This is a genomic window from Rhodococcus sp. MS16 (assembly GCF_013277795.1).
GTDB lineage: Bacteria > Actinomycetota > Actinomycetes > Mycobacteriales > Mycobacteriaceae > Rhodococcus_F > Rhodococcus_F globerula.
This window is the reverse complement of the sequence record NZ_VBTM01000004.1, coordinates 386,249-404,307: the sequence shown is the minus strand read 5'-3', so window position 1 is coordinate 404,307 and position 18,059 is coordinate 386,249. Positions and strand designations below refer to the sequence as shown.

At 63.7% G+C, this 18,059-nt stretch carries 18 protein-coding genes; 7 read left to right on the top strand and 11 right to left on the bottom strand.

Features of this window, described 5'->3' with window-relative positions; all coding sequences use genetic code 11:
* Positions 1 to 76: 76 nt before the first annotated feature.
* Positions 77 to 634, bottom strand: coding sequence for an SAV_6107 family HEPN domain-containing protein (locus FEZ60_RS11420; RefSeq protein WP_242484544.1), 558 nt, complete (start codon positions 632 to 634; stop codon positions 77 to 79).
* A 181-nt stretch (positions 635 to 815) separates the two neighbouring features.
* Here FEZ60_RS11420 and FEZ60_RS11415 point away from each other — a divergent pair, with 181 nt between their 5' ends.
* From FEZ60_RS11415 to FEZ60_RS11400, 4 genes are read left to right on the top strand one after another with little or no spacing between them, the layout of a single operon-like run.
* The gene (locus FEZ60_RS11415) at positions 816 to 1,457 is read left to right on the top strand and encodes an N-acetyltransferase (protein WP_095886504.1); all 642 of its coding nucleotides are present in this window, start codon (positions 816 to 818) and stop codon (positions 1,455 to 1,457) included.
* A gap of 5 nt (positions 1,458 to 1,462) precedes the next feature.
* A complete protein-coding gene (locus FEZ60_RS11410) occupies positions 1,463 to 3,043 on the top strand; it encodes an NAD(P)/FAD-dependent oxidoreductase (RefSeq protein ID WP_172936226.1) in 1,581 nt (526 codons plus the stop codon).
* The gene (locus tag FEZ60_RS11405) at positions 3,043 to 3,864 is read left to right on the top strand and encodes a carotenoid biosynthesis protein (protein ID WP_141485511.1); all 822 of its coding nucleotides are present in this window, start codon (positions 3,043 to 3,045) and stop codon (positions 3,862 to 3,864) included. Before FEZ60_RS11410 ends, FEZ60_RS11405 begins: the two co-directional genes overlap by 1 nt.
* A gap of 23 nt (positions 3,865 to 3,887) precedes the next feature.
* Positions 3,888 to 4,625: a DUF3153 domain-containing protein gene (locus FEZ60_RS11400; RefSeq protein ID WP_172936123.1), complete on the top strand. Its 738-nt coding sequence runs from the start codon at positions 3,888 to 3,890 to the stop codon at positions 4,623 to 4,625.
* A gap of 9 nt (positions 4,626 to 4,634) precedes the next feature.
* Here the strand turns inward: FEZ60_RS11400 and FEZ60_RS11395 are convergent, their stop codons facing one another.
* A complete protein-coding gene (locus FEZ60_RS11395) occupies positions 4,635 to 5,624 on the bottom strand; it encodes a methylenetetrahydrofolate reductase (protein WP_033231012.1) in 990 nt (329 codons plus the stop codon).
* 181 nt (positions 5,625 to 5,805) lie between these two features.
* On the opposite strand from FEZ60_RS11395, the gene FEZ60_RS11390 reads away from it, so the two are divergent.
* Both FEZ60_RS11390 and FEZ60_RS11385 read left to right on the top strand, forming a co-directional pair.
* Positions 5,806 to 6,909 carry a polyprenyl synthetase family protein gene (locus FEZ60_RS11390; protein ID WP_336881084.1) on the top strand — a complete coding sequence of 368 codons (1,104 nt, stop codon included), beginning with the start codon at positions 5,806 to 5,808 and terminating at the stop codon, positions 6,907 to 6,909.
* A 188-nt stretch (positions 6,910 to 7,097) separates the two neighbouring features.
* Positions 7,098 to 8,654 (top strand): alpha-(1->6)-mannopyranosyltransferase A, encoded by a 1,557-nt coding sequence (locus FEZ60_RS11385; RefSeq protein WP_033231013.1) that lies wholly within the window; start codon positions 7,098 to 7,100, stop codon positions 8,652 to 8,654.
* A gap of 158 nt (positions 8,655 to 8,812) precedes the next feature.
* On the opposite strand, the gene FEZ60_RS11380 is transcribed toward FEZ60_RS11385, so the two are convergent.
* On the bottom strand, positions 8,813 to 9,181 hold the full coding sequence (locus tag FEZ60_RS11380; protein ID WP_033231451.1) for an Rv2175c family DNA-binding protein: 369 nt from the start codon (positions 9,179 to 9,181) through the stop codon (positions 8,813 to 8,815).
* Positions 9,182 to 9,330: 149 nt separating this feature from the next.
* On the opposite strand from FEZ60_RS11380, the gene FEZ60_RS11375 reads away from it, so the two are divergent.
* Entirely contained in the window at positions 9,331 to 11,370 is a 2,040-nt protein-coding gene (locus FEZ60_RS11375) for a Stk1 family PASTA domain-containing Ser/Thr kinase (RefSeq protein WP_172936225.1), read from the top strand.
* A gap of 94 nt (positions 11,371 to 11,464) precedes the next feature.
* Here the strand turns inward: FEZ60_RS11375 and FEZ60_RS11370 are convergent, their stop codons facing one another.
* From FEZ60_RS11370 to FEZ60_RS11335, 8 genes are all read right to left on the bottom strand, one after another.
* Positions 11,465 to 12,850 (bottom strand): 3-deoxy-7-phosphoheptulonate synthase class II, encoded by a 1,386-nt coding sequence (locus FEZ60_RS11370; protein WP_033231014.1) that lies wholly within the window; start codon positions 12,848 to 12,850, stop codon positions 11,465 to 11,467.
* 90 nt (positions 12,851 to 12,940) lie between these two features.
* On the bottom strand, positions 12,941 to 13,432 hold the full coding sequence (locus FEZ60_RS11365) for a polyadenylate-specific 3'-exoribonuclease AS (RefSeq protein WP_033231015.1): 492 nt from the start codon (positions 13,430 to 13,432) through the stop codon (positions 12,941 to 12,943).
* A 66-nt stretch (positions 13,433 to 13,498) separates the two neighbouring features.
* Complete coding sequence (locus FEZ60_RS11360) at positions 13,499 to 14,314, bottom strand: lysophospholipid acyltransferase family protein (RefSeq protein ID WP_033231016.1); 816 nt, start codon at positions 14,312 to 14,314, stop codon at positions 13,499 to 13,501.
* Between the two features lie 108 nt (positions 14,315 to 14,422).
* Positions 14,423 to 15,421, bottom strand: coding sequence for an ROK family glucokinase (locus FEZ60_RS11355; protein ID WP_172936224.1), 999 nt, complete (start codon positions 15,419 to 15,421; stop codon positions 14,423 to 14,425).
* 71 nt (positions 15,422 to 15,492) lie between these two features.
* Positions 15,493 to 15,909: a hypothetical protein gene (locus FEZ60_RS11350; protein WP_033231017.1), complete on the bottom strand. Its 417-nt coding sequence runs from the start codon at positions 15,907 to 15,909 to the stop codon at positions 15,493 to 15,495.
* Positions 15,906 to 17,090 (bottom strand): ArsA-related P-loop ATPase, encoded by a 1,185-nt coding sequence (locus tag FEZ60_RS11345; protein ID WP_346343356.1) that lies wholly within the window; start codon positions 17,088 to 17,090, stop codon positions 15,906 to 15,908. The genes FEZ60_RS11350 and FEZ60_RS11345 overlap by 4 nt, the downstream gene beginning before the upstream one ends.
* A gap of 29 nt (positions 17,091 to 17,119) precedes the next feature.
* Positions 17,120 to 17,557, bottom strand: coding sequence for an SRPBCC family protein (locus FEZ60_RS11340; protein ID WP_095886509.1), 438 nt, complete (start codon positions 17,555 to 17,557; stop codon positions 17,120 to 17,122).
* 79 nt (positions 17,558 to 17,636) lie between these two features.
* A complete protein-coding gene (locus FEZ60_RS11335; protein WP_033231019.1) occupies positions 17,637 to 18,029 on the bottom strand; it encodes a polyketide cyclase / dehydrase and lipid transport in 393 nt (130 codons plus the stop codon).
* Positions 18,030 to 18,059 lie beyond the last annotated feature (30 nt).

Sequence of the window (18,059 nt, the reverse complement as noted above, 5' to 3'; positions counted from 1 at the left end):
GAACCGTAAATCAGGCCCCATCAGGCCACAGAACCTGCATTTTCTCTGAATTCGGCCATCTCAGACATCAAAAATTTCAGGATGCTCTCAGGTCGATTCGACGAGCCTGACCGACAAAATCTTCGACCGCAGTCAGAAATCGGCCTACTTCGACAGAAAATCCATCGGCATCAGCGTCGCTGAGATCCACCTGCATGCCTGTTTCCACCGCCGCCCGGGTGTTCGACCAGCCGGCGAAGTAACTCGACCACGCGCCGAAAGTGGGTGCGTCCGCGTCCAACCGGGTCCATGCGTTCCCGCTCTTCTTACGCCGTCCACTTCCCGTCGCACCCACAGCCAGAACTGCTCCAGCGCCGCGCAACGCTGCCAGATAGGCGCATCGAAAGCGTTCTGACGCGTCTCCTGCTCCGACGGACTCCGCCAACAATGAATCGGCCTTCCCCAACAGATTCCACGCGAGTCCGCCTGCGGACCCACTTCCGGAGAACGCGGCGGCGGACGATCGCGCCACTCGCCCCGGCATTTTCGCTGACTTCGGGAGCCGTGACAGCGCCGACCGCGAGGGGCACGCCAGTTCCGCCGGCAGCGCCCTTTCGGACTTCGGTGTTCTTTCGGACTTCGCTCGATCGGACATCCGGGGCACCTCCCGCGCCAAAGGGGATTGCATTCACAAGGATCGAAATCTGGTGCGGTGGGGATGCCCGCTTCCCTTCGGGCATCCCCACCTCGGGTGTCATTTCCAGATCACCCTTATCGAACATTCGTTCGACCTATTCAATATAACTGCACCCACCGACAAGTAGTCAAGAGAAGAGGTGAGACCAGTCGACCCGCAGATCGCCTGGACTCCGTACACGGTCGACCTCGACCGCGAGGAATTCGCGAATCGACTACACGAGGCACTGTCCGTGTACGTCACCGCGATGGACTATCCACGTGGCACCGAGTTCCACCGCGCGCCGATGTGGACGGAGCACTCGACCAGGCCGGGATGGAAAGCCGTCGGCGCCTGTGCCGGACGAGAACCCACTGCGAACACTGTTGCTCCGGAAAACTCTGCTGCTCCTGTAGACACTTCTGCTCCCCTGATCGGAATCGCCTACGGCTATCGCGGAAGTTCGGACCAGTGGTGGCACCAACAGGTGTTGCACGGACTGCGTCGCAGCGGTCGGCCGCAGTCCGAGATCTCGGCCATTCTCGACGATTACTTCGAACTGACCGAACTCCACGTCCATCCCAGTGGCCAGGGACATCGCCTGGGTGAATCCCTGCTTCGGCATCTCTTGCGAGATCGGATGGAGCGCTCCGTTCTCCTGTCCACTCCCGAGGTGTACGACGAAGACAACCGTGCGTGGCGGTTGTATCGGCGACTGGGATTTCAGGACGTGCTCAGGCGATTCCGCTTTGCCGGAGACAGTCGACCGTTTGCCGTGCTCGGACGAGGATTGCCGCTGTGACCGCGATTCTCGACGCAGTAGTTGTCGGTGCCGGGCACAACGCGCTGGTCTCGGCGGCCTACCTCGCACGCGAAGGCTGGTCGGTCCAGGTGCTCGAGAAAGACACCGTCGCCGGCGGGGCCGTCTCGACGATCGAACGATTTCCGGGACACAAAGTCGATCGTGGTTCGTCCGCGCACATCATGATTCGGCACACCGGAATCATCGAGGAACTCGGGCTTGCGGCCCACGGACTTCGGTACATCGATTGCGATCCCTGGGCGTACGCGCCACCTCCCGCAGGTTCGGATTGCCCGGGAATCGTGTTCCACCGCGACCTCGACGCCACCTGCCGATCCATCGAACAAGCATGTGGCACACGTGATGCCGACGCCTACCGCAGGTTCGTGAATATCTGGTCGGAGCGCAGCGCGCGGGTGATGCGCGCGTTTTCCGCCCCACCGACCGGACCCAATCTGCTGTCGTCGTTCTGGGGCCTCGACACCGGGAGCGGCGGGAGCGATCTCGCGCGCCAGTTCCTCGCGACCGGTGACGCGCTCCTGGACGAGTACTTCGACAGCGAACCACTCAAAGCCGCACTCGCCTGGTTCGGAGCGCAATCAGGACCACCGATGTCGGAGCCGGGCACCGCGCCGATGGTTGGTTTTGCCGCGCTCATGCACGTTCTGCCGCCGGGGCGCGCCGTTGGGGGCAGCGGCGCACTCAGCGCCGCCCTCATCTCGAGGCTGAAGGTGGACGGAGCCACCGTCGACCTCGGCGACGCCGTGACGTCGCTGACCCGCGACGGCGATCACTGGACCGTGAGAACTGCCGGTGGACACCAGGTTCGGGCTCGCACCGTCATCGCCGGCTGCCACATCTTGACGACGTTGGATCTACTGGGCAACGGAGGCTTCGACGCAGCCACACTGGATCGATGGCGTCGGCGGATCCGCGTCGGTCCGGGAATCGGCATGGTCCTGCGATTGGCAACATCGGCGCTTCCGCGGTACCCGTCTGCGTCGATTGCCGAGAGCACGTCCGGCCTGCAACTTCTGGTGTCCGATCGCGCACACCTACGGACTGCTCACGGAGCAGCTCTCGGTGGCGAACTTCCCCCGCGCCCCGCGGTTCTCGGTATGAGTTTCAGTGGGATCGATCCGAGTATCGCTCCCCCGAACGAGCATCAAGTGACTTTGTGGTCACAGTGGCAGCCGTATCGACTGAGCGCAGATCGCGACTGGGCGTCGCTCGCGGAGTCCGAAGCCGATCGCGTGGTCGCCGAGATGGAGGCGTCGGCGCCCGGTTTCACCGACAGCATCCGCCAGCGGCACATCCAGACTCCGCGCGACATCGAGTCCGAGATGGGGTTGATCGGCGGCAACGTCATGCACGTCGAGATGTCCCTCGATCAGATGATGATGTGGCGCCCACTGCCCGAGTTGTCAGCGCACCGCGTCCCCGGCGCAGAGGGCCTCTACCTCACCGGCGCGTCGACGCACCCCGGCGGTGGTGTGTCCGGAGCGAGTGGGCGCAGCGCTGCGCGCATTGCACTGTCCGAGCGGCGCGGCACGTCGTTGCTGCGCCGGATACGTCGAAGGACGTGATCCGCCAACGTGTTCCGCTGATTCTGGCGTTGGCAGCGATCGGCGCGCAGATCGTGTATCCGTTGGTGGACGGCAGCTCTCGCGATGCCGTGACGATCGCCGTGGTGGGTTTACTGGCCGCCGCGTCAATCAGCCACGCGGCGATCAACCGTGGCGTTGTGTGGACCGCCGCGCTGATCGCAGTCACCGCGGGGGTCGGGCTGGCGTCGGAGATAGTGGGTACCGCCACAGGAATGCCGTACGGCTGTTACGGGTACAGCGTCGACCGACTCGGTCCGGCGTTGTCCGGTGTGCCGCTGATCGTGCCGTTCGCCTGGACTGCTGGCTTCTATCCGATCTGGTGTGTGGCTACTCGCCTGGTTCAGCGATTCACGCCGGCCTCACGGCGAATCGGCCGAGTCGCGCTCACGGTCACAGGGCTGGTCGGCTGGGATCTGTATCTCGATCCACAGATGGTGGCCGACAATCAGTGGGCGTGGTGCGTCGACAACGCGGGACTTGCCGGCATTGCTCACATCCCTCTGACCAACTACGCGGGGTGGATCGCGATCGGCCTGATCATGGCAACGATCATGGAAGCGATCACGAGTCGATTCGAAAAACCGACGCTCTCCGACGCCGTTCCCTACGGGCTGTTTCTGTGGACGTGGCTCGGTTCTGCCCTCGCGCACGCCGTGTTCCTCAGTGCACCCGAGCTGCGCTACTCGGCGATGTACGGGTTTGTCGTAATGGGAATTCTCGGGGTCTGGCTTCTTGCCACCTTCGGCGTCGCGTTCGCCCGGTCTCGGACTTCCCACGCCGACACACCCCCTCGTAGCTGACTACCGATGCAGCGGCTGGCACGATGACGACTGTGCAACAGTCCACGGATGACACCACGCGGCCGCGACGTCGCAAGCAACTCCTTGCCACGACGGCTCTCGTACTGATGCTGGTGCCGCTGCTCGCCGGCTGCCTACGGGTCCAGGTCTCGATGGGTGTCTCGGCCGATGATCGCGTGTCAGGGCAGATCGTCGCGGCCGTGATTCCGGAGAACGAAGCCGATCCCGGGCCACAACTGGTACCGCCGACGTCGCTCGCGGAGAACATCCGGGTTCAGGAATACAAGAAGGACGGCTACGTCGGATCACAGGTGTTCTTCTGGGATCTCAGCTTCGGTGACGTCTCGCAACTGGCTGCCATGACGGACGAAGGCGCCGGTTCGTTCCAGCTCACCCTTCAGCGCAGTGGCGACACCGTCGCGTTGGACGGAAAGGCCGACCTCAAAGCCCTGCCCGCCCAGGGCTCCGACATCCAATTCAGCATCGCCTTCCCGGCACGCATCTCCACGACGAACGGCAACCGAGACGGCGATTCCCGGGTCTCGTGGACTCTGCCGGCCGGCGAGGTATCGACTGTGCGCGCAGAAGTGAACTACGCCGATCCGAGTACCCGCAGCTTTGCGGGATGGGCAGGCATCATGGCCGGCCTCACACTCGGTGTCGCGATTATCGTCGGTGCGATGGCCTGGATGGTGCGCAATCGCGCACCCGTCTCGCAGGCACCGAAGAGTCCACAATTGGCAAAGAGTGACACGCACTGAGCGGGAGTGCTAGACGCTCGCCTGCGAATCGGTCGACACATCCGACGTCAGCCCCAGACGTTCAAGAACCTCGCTCGTGGCCCGTGCGAAGTTCAACGTGATGAAGTGCAGGCACGGAGCGCCTTCAGCGATCAATCGCTCGCCCATTTCGGTAGCGAGGTCGATCCCGAGTTCACGCACCGCTGCCCGATTCTCCTGAGAACCCGAACCGGCGGCGGCGTCGAACCGGCGCTCGAGGGCGGGCGGCAACGACGATCCGGACAGTTCGAGCATGCGCCGCACCGACCGCAGTGAGGTAACCGGCATGATTTCGGGGATGATCGGCTTGGCGCCCTGCTCGGGGTCGAACGCGCTCACGCGATCACGCAGACGCAGGTAGTCGTCGACGTCGAAGAACATCTGCGTGATGGAGTACTCGGCTCCGGCGCGCAACTTCGAGACCAGGTACTTCGTGTCGTGGGCCAGGTCAGGTGCTCGGTAATGTCCTTCCGGGAACGATGCCACGCCGACGTGGAAGTCACCGAGATCGCGGACCATCCGGACAAGCTCTTCGGCGTACTCGACGCCATCGGGGTGTTTCTTCCATTCGCCGAGGGGGTCGCCAGGGGGGTCGCCGCGCAGAACGAGGATGTTGCTGATTCCGCGATCGGCATAGGCGCCGACCATGGATCGGAGTTCGTCGATGCTGTGGGACACCGCAGTGAGGTGTGCAACCGGCAGCAACGTGGTCTCTTCGGCCAATTCTCCTGTGACCCGAACGGTGCGGTCACGAGTCGAACCGCCGGCGCCGTACGTCATGGAGACAAAAGCCGGACCGAGCCTCTCGAATGTGCGCACGGCACGCCACAGACGCGCCTCGGCTTCTGCGTCGCGCGGCGGTGAGAACTCGACCGAGAACGGAATCCGACTCCCTGTGGAAGATGTGATCCGATCGACGATCGATGGTGTTCGGCTGGCCCAGCCATCGCTGGAGCGTCCCCTGACTGCATCGAATGTCACGAGGTAAGCATATGTTTTGTCAACGCAGAACGGAGCATCGCGTCCGTGAATACGTCCCGGATGCCAGGATCGTGCAGTTCACGGCCCACACCGGACATCGGTAGGGACCCCACTAAGCTGGACTCTACGCTCACTGCCTGGCCCTGTTCGCCGGTATGAGAAGTTACCGACCTTGGAGGCCATCCTGTCTGCTCGAACCGACGCCGCCTATCCGTCCTCGCTCGAGTTGCCGGCTTTGTTCGAACAGAGCTTGCGTGACTTCTTTGCCTCCAGGCGCGAAGCGGTGGAAACCATCGGCGGCGGATACGAAACCGCCGTCGACACTCTCGAGAGCTTTGTTCTGCGCGGCGGCAAGCGCGTGCGACCGGCCTTTGCGTGGACGGGCTGGCTCGGCGCCGGCGGCGACCCTCACGGCGACGACGCCGACAGCGTCATGCGCGCCTGCACGGCGCTCGAACTGGTCCAGGCATGCGCGCTGGTCCACGACGACATCATCGACGCCTCCACGACGCGTCGCGGATTTCCCACCGTGCACGTCGAGTTCGAGAACCTGCACCGAGCTGACAACTGGAACGGCGACGGCGCCCACTTCGGTGAGGCTGTCGCAATTCTGCTCGGCGATCTGGCGCTCGCATGGGCAGACGACATGATCCGCGAGTCCGGAATCAGCTCTGACGCCGCCGCTCGGATCAGCCCCGTGTGGTCGGCGATGCGCACCGAAGTGCTTGGCGGTCAGTTCCTCGACATCAGCAACGAAGCTCGCGGCGACGAGAGCGTCGAGGCAGCTATGCGCGTCAACCGGTTCAAGACTGCGGCGTACACGATCGAGCGCCCCCTGCACCTCGGTGCTGCCCTTTTCGGAGCAGACGCGGACCTGATCGACGCGTACCGGAAGTTCGGCACCGACATCGGTATCGCATTCCAGCTCCGGGACGACCTGCTCGGCGTCTTCGGCGATCCGTCGGTGACCGGCAAGCCGTCCGGCGACGACCTCCGCACCGGTAAGCGGACAACACTGTTCGCTGCCGCACTTGCGCGCGCCGATGACACTGATCCTGCTGCGGCACAACAACTCCGATCCGGAATCGGCGCAGAACTGACCGACAACGACGTCGATACGCTACGCACCCTGATCACCGACCTCGGGGCAGTGGACGACGCGGAAGCACGCATCGCCACCCTGGTCGAATCTGCCGCGGCCGCACTGGAATCGAGCAGCGCCACCGCGGAGGCCAAGACACGGCTGCGCGAGATGGCCCTCGCAGCCACGTCGCGCACGTACTGACAGACTGTTCATGAGTGATCCGTCACTATTGGGCACCGAACCGGCTGTCACCGGCGCGCGCAAACGACTCGACGGCAGGGTTCGGTCTCCGGAGCAACTAAACTGTCCCCTCGTAACCGACTATTCGCCAGCAATTCACCACGTACGCGCTACCGCATCCGAACATCTCGGGGGAGGAAACTGCACTCATGACGCCCTCTGCCGCAGCCACCACACCAGCGTGGCATCGAAGGGCCGCTGATTTCCTTCGCACTCCCGAAGGACACAGCGCGCTGCTCGGATTCCTGGGCGCCGCCATGATCATGTTCGGCGGATTCGGCGCAGGTAGCGTCCGGCGCGAGGACCCGTTGCTCGAGTCGATGCATCTGTCCTGGCTCCGATTCGGGCACGGGTCGATACTGTCGGCGGCGATCGTGTGGATCGGCGTGTTGTGCATGATCGGCGCGTGGGCGCGACTGGGTCGCTCGGCGCTGCGCGGTGACGTCGGTTTGCGCGGGCTGCGATTCATCGTGCCGCTGTGGACGTTCCCCCTGCTCTTTGCCGTTCCGATGTTCAGCCGTGACGCTTACTCCTACCTTGCGCAGGGCGCTCTGCTGCGTGACGGCTTCGACCCGTACGAAGTGGGGCCGGTGGTCAATCCCGGCATCCTGCTCGACAACGTCTCCAATGTCTGGACGACGACAACAACCCCGTACGGTCCGGTTCATCTCCTGCTCACTGATGCCATTGTTCGCCTGACCGGTGACAACGTCATCGCGGGCACGATGTTACTGCGCATCACCATGCTGCCCGGCCTGGCATTGATGGTGTGGGGTGTCCCCCACCTCGCGCGCAAACTCGGCGGAAACCCGGCGATCGCCTTGTGGCTCGCGGTCCTCAATCCACTCGTCCTGATCCATCTGATCGGCGGCGTGCACAACGAGATGCTGATGGTCGGCCTGATGGTCGCCGGCATCGCACTGGCCCTCGAACGCAAGCACATGTTCGGAATCGGTCTCATCGCCTTTGCCGTTGCCATCAAGGCCACTGCCGGGGTGGCGCTGCCGTTCATCGTCTGGATCTGGATGATTCACGAACGTGAAGACGCCGCAGCGCAGGGAACGGAAGCACCGAATCCGATCCGATCCTTTATCAAGACCGCCGGTAGCGGATTTGCGATGTTCGTTGTTGTCCTCGGTTCGACGTCGTTGATTGCCGGTGTCGGACTCGGCTGGACGACGGCGCTCTCCGGCTCCAACAAGATCATCAACTGGCTGTCGTTGCCGACCCTCGTCGCCGAACTGTCCACCGCCGCGACATCGTGGCTCACCGGCAATCACTTCGACGACATACTCCAGGTGACCCGGCTTGTCAGCGCAGTCGTGCTCATCGGAATCATCGCTTTTGTCTGGTGGCGATTCCGCACCACCGAACGCGACGCCGTGATGGGCATCGTGATTGTCATGGTTGCCATCGTGATTCTCTCCCCGGCGGCGCTCCCCTGGTACTACTCGTGGCCGTTGGCCGTAGCTGCCGGCTTTGCACTCTCCCCCACGACCCTGGCCATACTGGTGGGGCTGTCCAGCTGGCTCATGTTGATATTCCAGCCCGACGGATCGATCGGCATGTACTCGTTCCCGCACGTGGTACTGGCAACATTTGCCTCCGTCGTCGCGGCGATGACACTCCGGACGGAAGACCCACTGCGTCTACGGGGACACGCACCGGAGAAAGTCCCGGCAGAAGCGACGTCGACGGCACGATGAATTCGGTGCTCCGCACGGGGTGGGGTCTGCCGGCTATCGCATTCTCGACCACATTCTCGACCGCCGGGTGACCGTCCACCACCGCACGCGCCTGACGTTCGCCGTACCGGCTCCAGTCCGGTCGGCGAGCTACGTCAGGCCGGAAAAACCAATCAGACTCAGAAAGCCATTGCCTGTGCACGGCGGATAACCTCGCGGGCGAGGTGCCCATGCAGGGCGTCGACGGGGCGTCCGGGGAGGGACTCGTCAGACTGGAAAAGCCAGCGCAGCGACGCTACATCGCTGTATCCGCCATCGTGCAGAACTGCCAGCAAACCGGGAAGCCATTTCACGATCTGGCCGTCTTCGTCGAAGAATTCCTCGGGAACCCCGAGAACCCCGTTGCGCTTGACTGCGATGATCTTGCGATCGCGGAGCAACTGGTGCACCTTCGCGACCGGCAACCTGACGCTCTTCGCTACATCGGCCAACTGGAACAGGGATACCGAAGAATCCAGGACATCATCACAATAAGGAATCGCGCTCACCACGGAAGTTTATCGGGTCGGCTTGTCACGCGGCACGTGGGTGGAACTTTCCGTCGGCAGCGCTGGCTACGATGGACGAGGCGGATGCGACCACAGATTATTACTGCACCACAGATTTTCACAACGGAGGTCAAGGGTTGATCGGCGAAATGCTCGAACGCCGCTATCGCGTGGATGCGCCCATCGCACGCGGCGGAATGTCGACTGTGTATCGAGGCCTCGATACGCGGTTGGATCGGCCTGTCGCTATCAAGGTCATGGATCCGCAGTTTGCCGCCGATCCCGCTTTTCTCACCCGCTTCGAGTTCGAGGCGCGCGCAGTCGCCCGCCTCAAGCACCCTGCCTTGGTTGCCGTGTACGACCAGGGCAGCGATCGCGGTCATGCCTTCCTCGTCATGGAATTGGTCGACGGCGGCACCTTGCGCGAATTGCTGCGCGAGCGCGGCCCGATGCCGCCACACGCTGTCGCCGCGGTAGTCGGGCCGGTACTCGACGCGTTGGCAGTTGCACACCGGGCCGGACTGGTGCACCGCGACGTCAAACCGGAGAACATCCTGATTTCCGACGCCGGTGAAGTGAAGATCGCCGATTTCGGTTTGGTGCGCGCCGCTGCTGCCGCGACAACAACGTCCAACAGCGTCATTCTCGGCACCGCCGCCTACCTCTCCCCGGAGCAGGTCACCTCCGGAGTGGCCGATCCGCGCAGCGACGTGTACTCCACCGGCGTTCTCATGTTCGAACTCCTCACCGGTACAACACCTTTCACCGGGGACACCTCTCTCTCGATCGCATACCAGAGAATTCACGACGACGTTCCGCCGCCCGGTTCACGAATCGCGGGCGTACCGGCGCAGTTCGACCGCCTCGTCACGCAGGCCACCAATCGTGAACCTGCGCATCGGTTTACCGATGCCGGTGAAATGGCAGCCGCCCTGCGCATCGTGTGCGAACAACTCGAACTGCCCGCGTATCGTGTGCCCGCGCCGCGGCGATCCGCGCAGCATCACAGTGCCGCCGCCGCACCGGCGCCGACGCCCCGGCCGGCAACACCCCGTCCCGCGGCCCCCGGTTCGCCCGCCACCACCGTTTTCGGTGGCGCCGGTGCACCAGTCGGCGCCGCCACCACGGCATTTGCGGCCGGAGCTGCGGCGCCGCCTACAACCGCGCTGGCGCCGCACGCACCACCGGACGGCATTCAGCACACCCGCGCGGTCACCGCACAAACCGTGCGTCCGCCCGTCGCCGAGACGGACGAGCACGAAGACGACTCTGCCGACATCGATCCACACGACCACTTTTCGCAAGCACGACGACGCTCTCGCCGGACCACTCTCGTCTGGCTTCTTGTCATCGCGTTGCTTGCGCTTGCGCTGGGGTTCGGCGGATGGTGGATGGGCTCTGGCCGATTCACCGCGGTCCCCCAGATCGGTGGCCTGAACAAGGATGCGGCAGTCACGGCACTTCAGGATGCCGGACTGTCGCCGGAAGTGCGTGGAACGTACTCGGACACCGAGGTTCTCGACACCGTGACCGGCACCGATCCCGAAGCGGGCTCGCGGATTTCGCGCGGATCGAGTGTTGTCCTGTTCACGTCGCTCGGGCGTCCGACTGTGCCGCCGATACCAGCGGGCGGCGCCGTCGAGGCCACCCGAGATCAGCTCACTGCGCGCACCCTCGTTGCCGTCGACGGCGGTGAGACGTTCAGTTCCAAGATCCCCATCGGCGGTGTCGCCGCTCTGGACCCGGCTCCGGGAACCACCGTGCCTGTTGGCTCCTCGGTCAAAGTTGTCACGTCCAAAGGATCACCGCCCGTTGATGTTCCCGACGTAAAGGGCATGTCGGAGAACGCGGCCCGGGCTGCCCTCGACAAACTGGGCATCACCGTCAGCGAAACCAGATCTGCCTTCGACGACGGTGTCGACGGCGGAAAGGTCATCGGCACCGACCCCGCTGCGGGTTCGTCTGTGAACGCCGGAACGTCCGTTGCCCTTCTCGTGTCCAGCTCCGTGAAGGTCCCCAACCTGCTGGGACGTAGCGTCGCCTCCGCTCGCGAGGAACTGACCCGCCTCGGTCTCACCCTCACCGTCCGCCAACTGACCCAGAACGACAGCTCGCTGATCGTCAGTCAGAGCGATAAGAACGATCGTGTGGAGAAAGGCTCCAACGTCACCGTTGTTGCCATTCCCTGATCGCAGCAGTGCCTGATCGAACCAACAGCCTGACAACGTAAAACGCCCCCACCCGCGCACGGCGAATGAGGGCGTTCGATACAACAGCTAAGCGTCAGCCGCGCAGCATTTCTGCGACGAGGAACGCGAGCTCCAACGACTGCTGGGTGTTGAGGCGAGGATCGCAGGCAGTCTCGTAACGACCCGACAGGTCGCCGTCCGAAATATCCTGCGCGCCACCGAGGCACTCGGTGACGTTCTCGCCGGTCAATTCGACGTGAATTCCACCCGGGTGGGTGCCGAGTCCGTTGTGGACCTCGAAGAATCCCTGAACCTCGTCGACGATGCGATCGAAGTGACGCGTCTTGTAACCGGTGGACGCCTCGTGCGTGTTGCCGTGCATGGGATCGCACTGCCAGATGACCTGATGGCCGGTGGCCTGGACCTTCTCGATGATCGCAGGAAGGAGGTCACGGACCTTGCCGTTGCCCATCCGCGAGATCAGCGTCAGGCGACCTGGCTTGTTTGTCGGGTCGAGACGCTCGACGTATTCGACGGCCATCTCCGGAGTGGTCGTGGGACCGATCTTCAGACCGATCGGGTTGGACACCAACTCGGCAAAGGCGATGTGCGCGCCGTCGAGCTGACGAGTACGGTCGCCGATCCACAAGAAGTGAGCCGACAGGTCGTAGAGCTTGGGGTGATCGCTGTCGTTGTCGAGACGCAGCATCGCACGCTCGTAGTCGAGGACCAAGGCTTCGTGGCTCGCGAAGATCTGCGCCTGGTGCAGGCTCGGATCGGTCACGCCGCAGGCGTTCATGAACTGCAGGCCACGATCGATTTCCGACGCGAGCTGCTCGTAGCGTGCTCCGGCCGGAGACGCTGCCACGAACTCGCGGTTCCAGTCGTGGACCTTGTGCAGGTCGGCCATTCCGGCGCCGGTGAGCGCCCGAACCAGGTTCATCGCGGCACTGGCATTTGCGTACGCCCGTACCAACCGCGACGGGTCGTGGGCGCGGACAGCCTCGTCGGCGACAATCGAGTTGACCATGTCGCCGCGGTAGGACTTGAGGCCCAACGAGTCGATGTCGGCTGATCGAGGCTTGGCGTACTGACCCGCGATACGTGCCACCTTGACCACCGGCATGGAAGACCCGTACGTCAAGACGACAGCCATCTGCAGCAGCGTGCGGATATTGCCCTTGATGTGCGGCTCGGTGTTGTCGGCAAACGTCTCGGCGCAGTCGCCGCCCTGCAACAGGAAGGCTTCGCCGCGCGCTACCTGCGCAAGGCGATCCGACAATGCCTCGACTTCGCTGGCCACGGTGATCGGCGGCACGCTCTCGAGCACAGTGCGCATCGCAGCCGCCTGGTCAGCGGGCCATGAAGGCTGCTGCGCGGCGGGTTTCGCAAGGGCCTCGTCGAGCTGCTGACGCAGTCCGGCGGGCAGCGGCGGAAGTTCGGGCAAGCGGTCGATCGGCACGTCGACAGTCCAGTTCACTAGTACAGGATATTCGCTCACCTACCCGCGCGTCACACAGGCTCTCGTTAGCGCGCGGTCTCGTCTAACCGAGTTCGGCGTCACAGCAGGTCAACGAAGTGACCGGACTCGGGCGATCGCGTCGAACTTCACCAGATTGTGTCGTGCGTCCGCCAAAGCGTCATGCGCGTCGGACGGTGCAGGCGGCAGAGCCGGGCTGCCGTTGTCCTCCCAGAACTGGCGCAACTCCCGCGTGTAGCGCGGCAACGACTGGGGCAGTTCGGTCATGTCGCCCCACAGCTGGCACAACGCGACGTGGTCGTACGCCGCGACCCATGCCCACAGTTCGGGAACCACCATCGGCCGCGGTACGAAGAACTTCAGGAGGTCGTCACGGATCTTGTCGCGCGACTTCCAGAGCGGAGACGACGGCGCAGGAAGCTTCGGCAGAACATTCTTGCGCACCCAACTGCCGGCCCGCGCCGGATCGAATTCCGTCGAGACGGCGTAGTACTCGCGGCCGTCCTCGCAGACGACGCCGATGGACACGAGGTCGATGGTTCGACCGTCTTCGATGAATTCACAGTCGTAGAAGTAGCGCACGGCTCAAAACTATGCCGCACCGCCGGTCCCGAGAGCTAATGCACGCCCGGCAGCTGTGGGAAATCTCTAACTGGCGCGCGTGTCCGGGACGTGCGGCCCATCAGTCTGCTCGGCATCGGGGTCGACAACGGCCGCAAGTGGAGCGGCAGCCTCGTCGGACTCCCCGAGCTGGTGGGTCTCGTCGGACGGGGACTCCTCCGCCTTGACCGGCTTCGGGTTCTTCAAACTCGCCGCATAGATGTCGACGTATTCCTGGCCAGACAGCTTCATCAGCTTGTACATGACCTCGTCGGTCACAGCCCGCTCCACGAAGCGGTTGCCGCCCATCCCCTCGAAACGCGAGAAGTCGATAGGTTCACCGACGATGACGGTGACCTTGGCCGGACGCCACATCCTCGAACCGATGGGGTTCATCTTGTCGGTGCCGACCATCGCTACGGGAATCACCTTGACACCGGATTCGAGTGCCAGGCGAGCCATTCCGGTCTTGCCCTTGTACAGACGACCATCCGGCGAGCGAGTGCCCTCGGGGTAGATACCGAGCAGCTTGCCGGCATCAAGGACCCGTAGACCGGCGTTGAGCGCGTCCTGGGCTGCGTCCGCACCGGTGCGATCGATGGGCACCTGGCCGACAGCCGTGAAGAACCACCGCTGGAACGCACCCTTGAGTCCGCTGCCCGTGAAGTACTCACTTTTTGCGAGGAACGTGATTCGACGGTTCGAGCGCAGCGGAAGATAGAACGAATCCAGAACTGCCTGATGGTTGCTGGCGAGAATCGCCGCACCGTCAGTGGGAATGTTCTCGTGCCCCTTGATCGTCGGACGCCCGAGCAGCAGGAGAATCGGCCCCAACAACACATACTTGAAGAGCCAATACCACACGGCGTCCCTCCCATTCACAACCCGAATTGCCTTGTGCACGACCTTACTGCGCGCCGGTTACCCTCGCTACACATGCCCCGACCGCCACCTCGTGATCACAAGTGCGACTCAACGCCTGGCAGGCGAAATGATGCCTGGAACCGCCGAACGCGCCAACGCCGCAGCCCCCACCATCCCCGCGGCCTCCCCCAACTGGGCAGTGCGAATCCGGGCTAGAGGTCGATATTTCGCACCCGTCAACAACGTTGCGTACTGCTCACGGGCGTCATCGAGAAACAGTGGAGCCGAACTCGCGACGCCGCCGGCGATCACCACGACATCCGGGTCGTAGGCGTCGGCGACCATCGCCAGGCCGACTGCCAGCCAATGCGTGAACTCAGCCATCGTCGCCAGCGCGAGTGGGTCACCGTCGTACGCGGCATTGGCGATTCGACGCCCGGTCAAGCCGCCCGGGTCGACGGCAACTTCTCGCGCCAGGACTGTTGACGCGGCCGGATCTTCGGCCAGAAGTTCAATTGCTGTGTCCACCAATGCAGTTCCGCTGCAGTACCGCTCCCAGCAGCCGCGCTTGCCACACGCGCACGGGCGGCCGTCCGGCACGACCTGGACGTGGCCGAACTCCGGCGCAACACCGTAACTACCCCGGTACAGCTCACCGCCGATCAGCAACGCGCCACCGATGCCCGTCCCGATCGCCACCGTGACGACGTTCCGGCCACCAGCCGCAGCACCGAACCGATACTCCGCGTACGCCGCCGCATTGGCATCGTGTTCCAGAACAACCGGCAACCCCAGCCGTACGCTCAGGTCCTTGCCGACCGGCGCGTTCACCCACGGCAGGTGCGGAGCAAAAAGCACGATCCCGTGATCCGAGGTGACGAACCCGGCTACCGCCAAACCCACTGCGGCCACCTTGTGCCGACTGACCAGTTCACGCACCACCCGATCGAGCGCATCCTCGAGCGACCGCGCGGACTGGGGCGTCGGAGCCTGCATGGTATCGAGCACTTGCCCGTCGACGTCGACCACCGACGCTCGAATACTGGTGCCGCCCACATCTATTCCGACGGTCAGGATGTCGGCATTTGCACTGCGATTGGTGATCATCCGGTCCACACTCCACACTCGGTATGCGTTCTTGACGATTGTGCCCACCGATGGCACCGAAGTACCAGCGTTTACCGCTTGACAGTCACCGTAATCGGAACGAAAGCAGGCGATCGGGGCTTCGGCGACGAGGTACCGTCGGGCGTCGGCGCCCCACCCCCTGGACCACCGTCCGGCTTCCCGTCGGATGGGGCGCGCCCGCCGAGAAACTCGTCCAGCAGCTCACGCAGCAACGCCAGAAGTACGGCAGCATGCCCTGCCAGGATTGCCAGTAACTCGTGATGTTCACCGCGCATCAAGGCTGCAACAGCGCACACCGGGCACCAACTGCAGCCGCTGAATGCAGGCAATTCCTCCGAGGTCTCGAGATCCGCCGCTGCGTTCGTGCGCCCCTCCGCCATCTGCGCCACAATCGGCTCGATCCGGGAGAGGACGGAATCGGCCAACACCCGAAACTCGGCGAGAAGCTTGGTGTGATCGTCGTTCATACAGGCCACACCGTGGGATCCGGCGAGAATCGAATGATCAGATAGGCGCCGTCGAGTTCGGCACCGGTCACGACGCATCGCCGTAACACCGACGCAAGTCTCACTCTCCGTCGCACCCCGTCCGCTCCCACCAGCACATCGTCTTCTACCCGACCCAACGTCAGTGACGCCGGATCGACGAGCGGCAGATACATCCGCATCGCGTAGACCGACTCCAACCCCGTCCCCGATTCCAGCGTCACCGCTATCGGGTCGAGATGGCGGTGCGGCTGCGCAGCGGCCCCCTCGCCCAGCGCAACTGCAATGTCGCCCAGGGCCGCCAACCCTACCGGTTCGGTGCCGACATGTTCGACAACCGTGACGGCAATCCCATCGGCGGCCTCGCGAACTCCCGCGAGCACCGACATCTGGGCCGCGCGAACATTGGACAACCAGCGCATATCTTCATCTGCGTAACTCTGCGAAACGGGTTGCGGAACAACACTATTGACGATTATCCGCGCAACCGGCAGCACTGAGAGCGCAAGACCGGACAGTGTGCGCCGAGTCGCAAGCGCCGCCGATGCCTGCGCCGACGTCACGAGATGAATCTCCGTGTGCGAAGTGTCGGCGATACACGCTGCGATCTCGTCGACCGACGAGACAATGCGTTCGATTATCGACACCAACAGCATCAACCGCACGTCGGTAGCCGCCACCGCCGCAAGCCGCCTGTGACGCGGCCACAGCCGCTCGAGGTACTCGGACACCATCGCGGGCGCGCCGAAGATCCGCAACGCCTCCGGCGACGGCGGGCAATCCACGATCACGACGTCGTATTCGCCGCTCGATGCCATCCCGACGACCTCGGCAAGCGCCAGAATGTCCGCGATGCCAAGCGAACCCGTGAGTTCCTCGGGCTCCAAAGTCTGGAGCGACGATCCGTGTTCATGGGAACCCGCCGCATCGAGTAGCGCCGACACACCACGGAACTTGTCTTCGACAAGCGTCAGCGTATCGACCTGCCAGACATCCATCCGGTCGAACAATGGGGTCACTACACGCGGAACCGGAATCGCCAGCACATCCGCAAGCGAATGAAGCCGATCGATCGACATCAGCAGAACCTTGGAACCGGCAGTCGCCGCCGACAGCGCTGCGGCAGACGCCAGCGTCGTCGTTCCACTGCCACCGCTGCCGATGAAGAGTTGAAGACGGGCCCGCGCGGCGTTCAGCCCTCGACTCGCTTCTTCAGTTCCTTCAAAGCCGTGTCCGTGATGATCTTCTCGGCCTTACGTTTGAACAACCCGATCATCGGGATAGTCAGATCGACCGTCAGCTCGTAGGTAACGGACGTACTGCCGCCCGGCTCGGAACGCAAAGTGTACGAACCGGATTGGGACTTCTGAATCTCCCCGCTCACCAGTTCCCAGCTCACCGACATTCCGTCGGGCGCCCACGTGTACGCCAGCTCGTACTTGTCCTTCACCACCCCGGCATCGAGGACGAACCGCACCCGGTTCGCGCGGCCGTTGCCGCCAACCTCCAGAACCTCGACGGACTTGGCCGCCGCAACCCACGCGGGGTACTCCTCGAAATCGGCGATCACGGCCATGACGGCGTCAGGCTGAGCGTCGATGCTGATCAACCCCTTGGTTTTCTCGGCCATCCGACTACTCTTCCTTCCCTCGAAACTTCATGGTCCCCGTAATTCTCCCCGAACACGGGCCTGAAAACTTCCTGCCACGTCACACAGATTCGGGCGCCACACCTGCCGGGCGCCCCGCTTCCAGCTCGCGCTTGAGTTCAAAGGACATGACCTTGCCGTCGACGCGCCGTGCGCGATTCATGGCGGCCAGGTCGAGATCAGCCAGGCCTGACGGCGACACACCCACTGGTTCCGCGTGCAGGAAATAGTGAACGATGGCGCCGTCCATGACCGGTTCGAGCCACACCTCCATGGTGCCGACGAGACTGCCGGACACGCCCCACCGGAAGCCTGCGGGACCGCGGTCCTCGCGCACCTCGAGCTGGAGATCTCGCCACCACCGGCGCCACTGCGCACGCGAAGACAACAGTTCGGCGACACGCTCGGGCGGTGCCGCGATGAAAGTCTGGTCTGCGACCTGAATGCTGCTCACGACAGTTAGCTTCACATATCGCGTCGACGA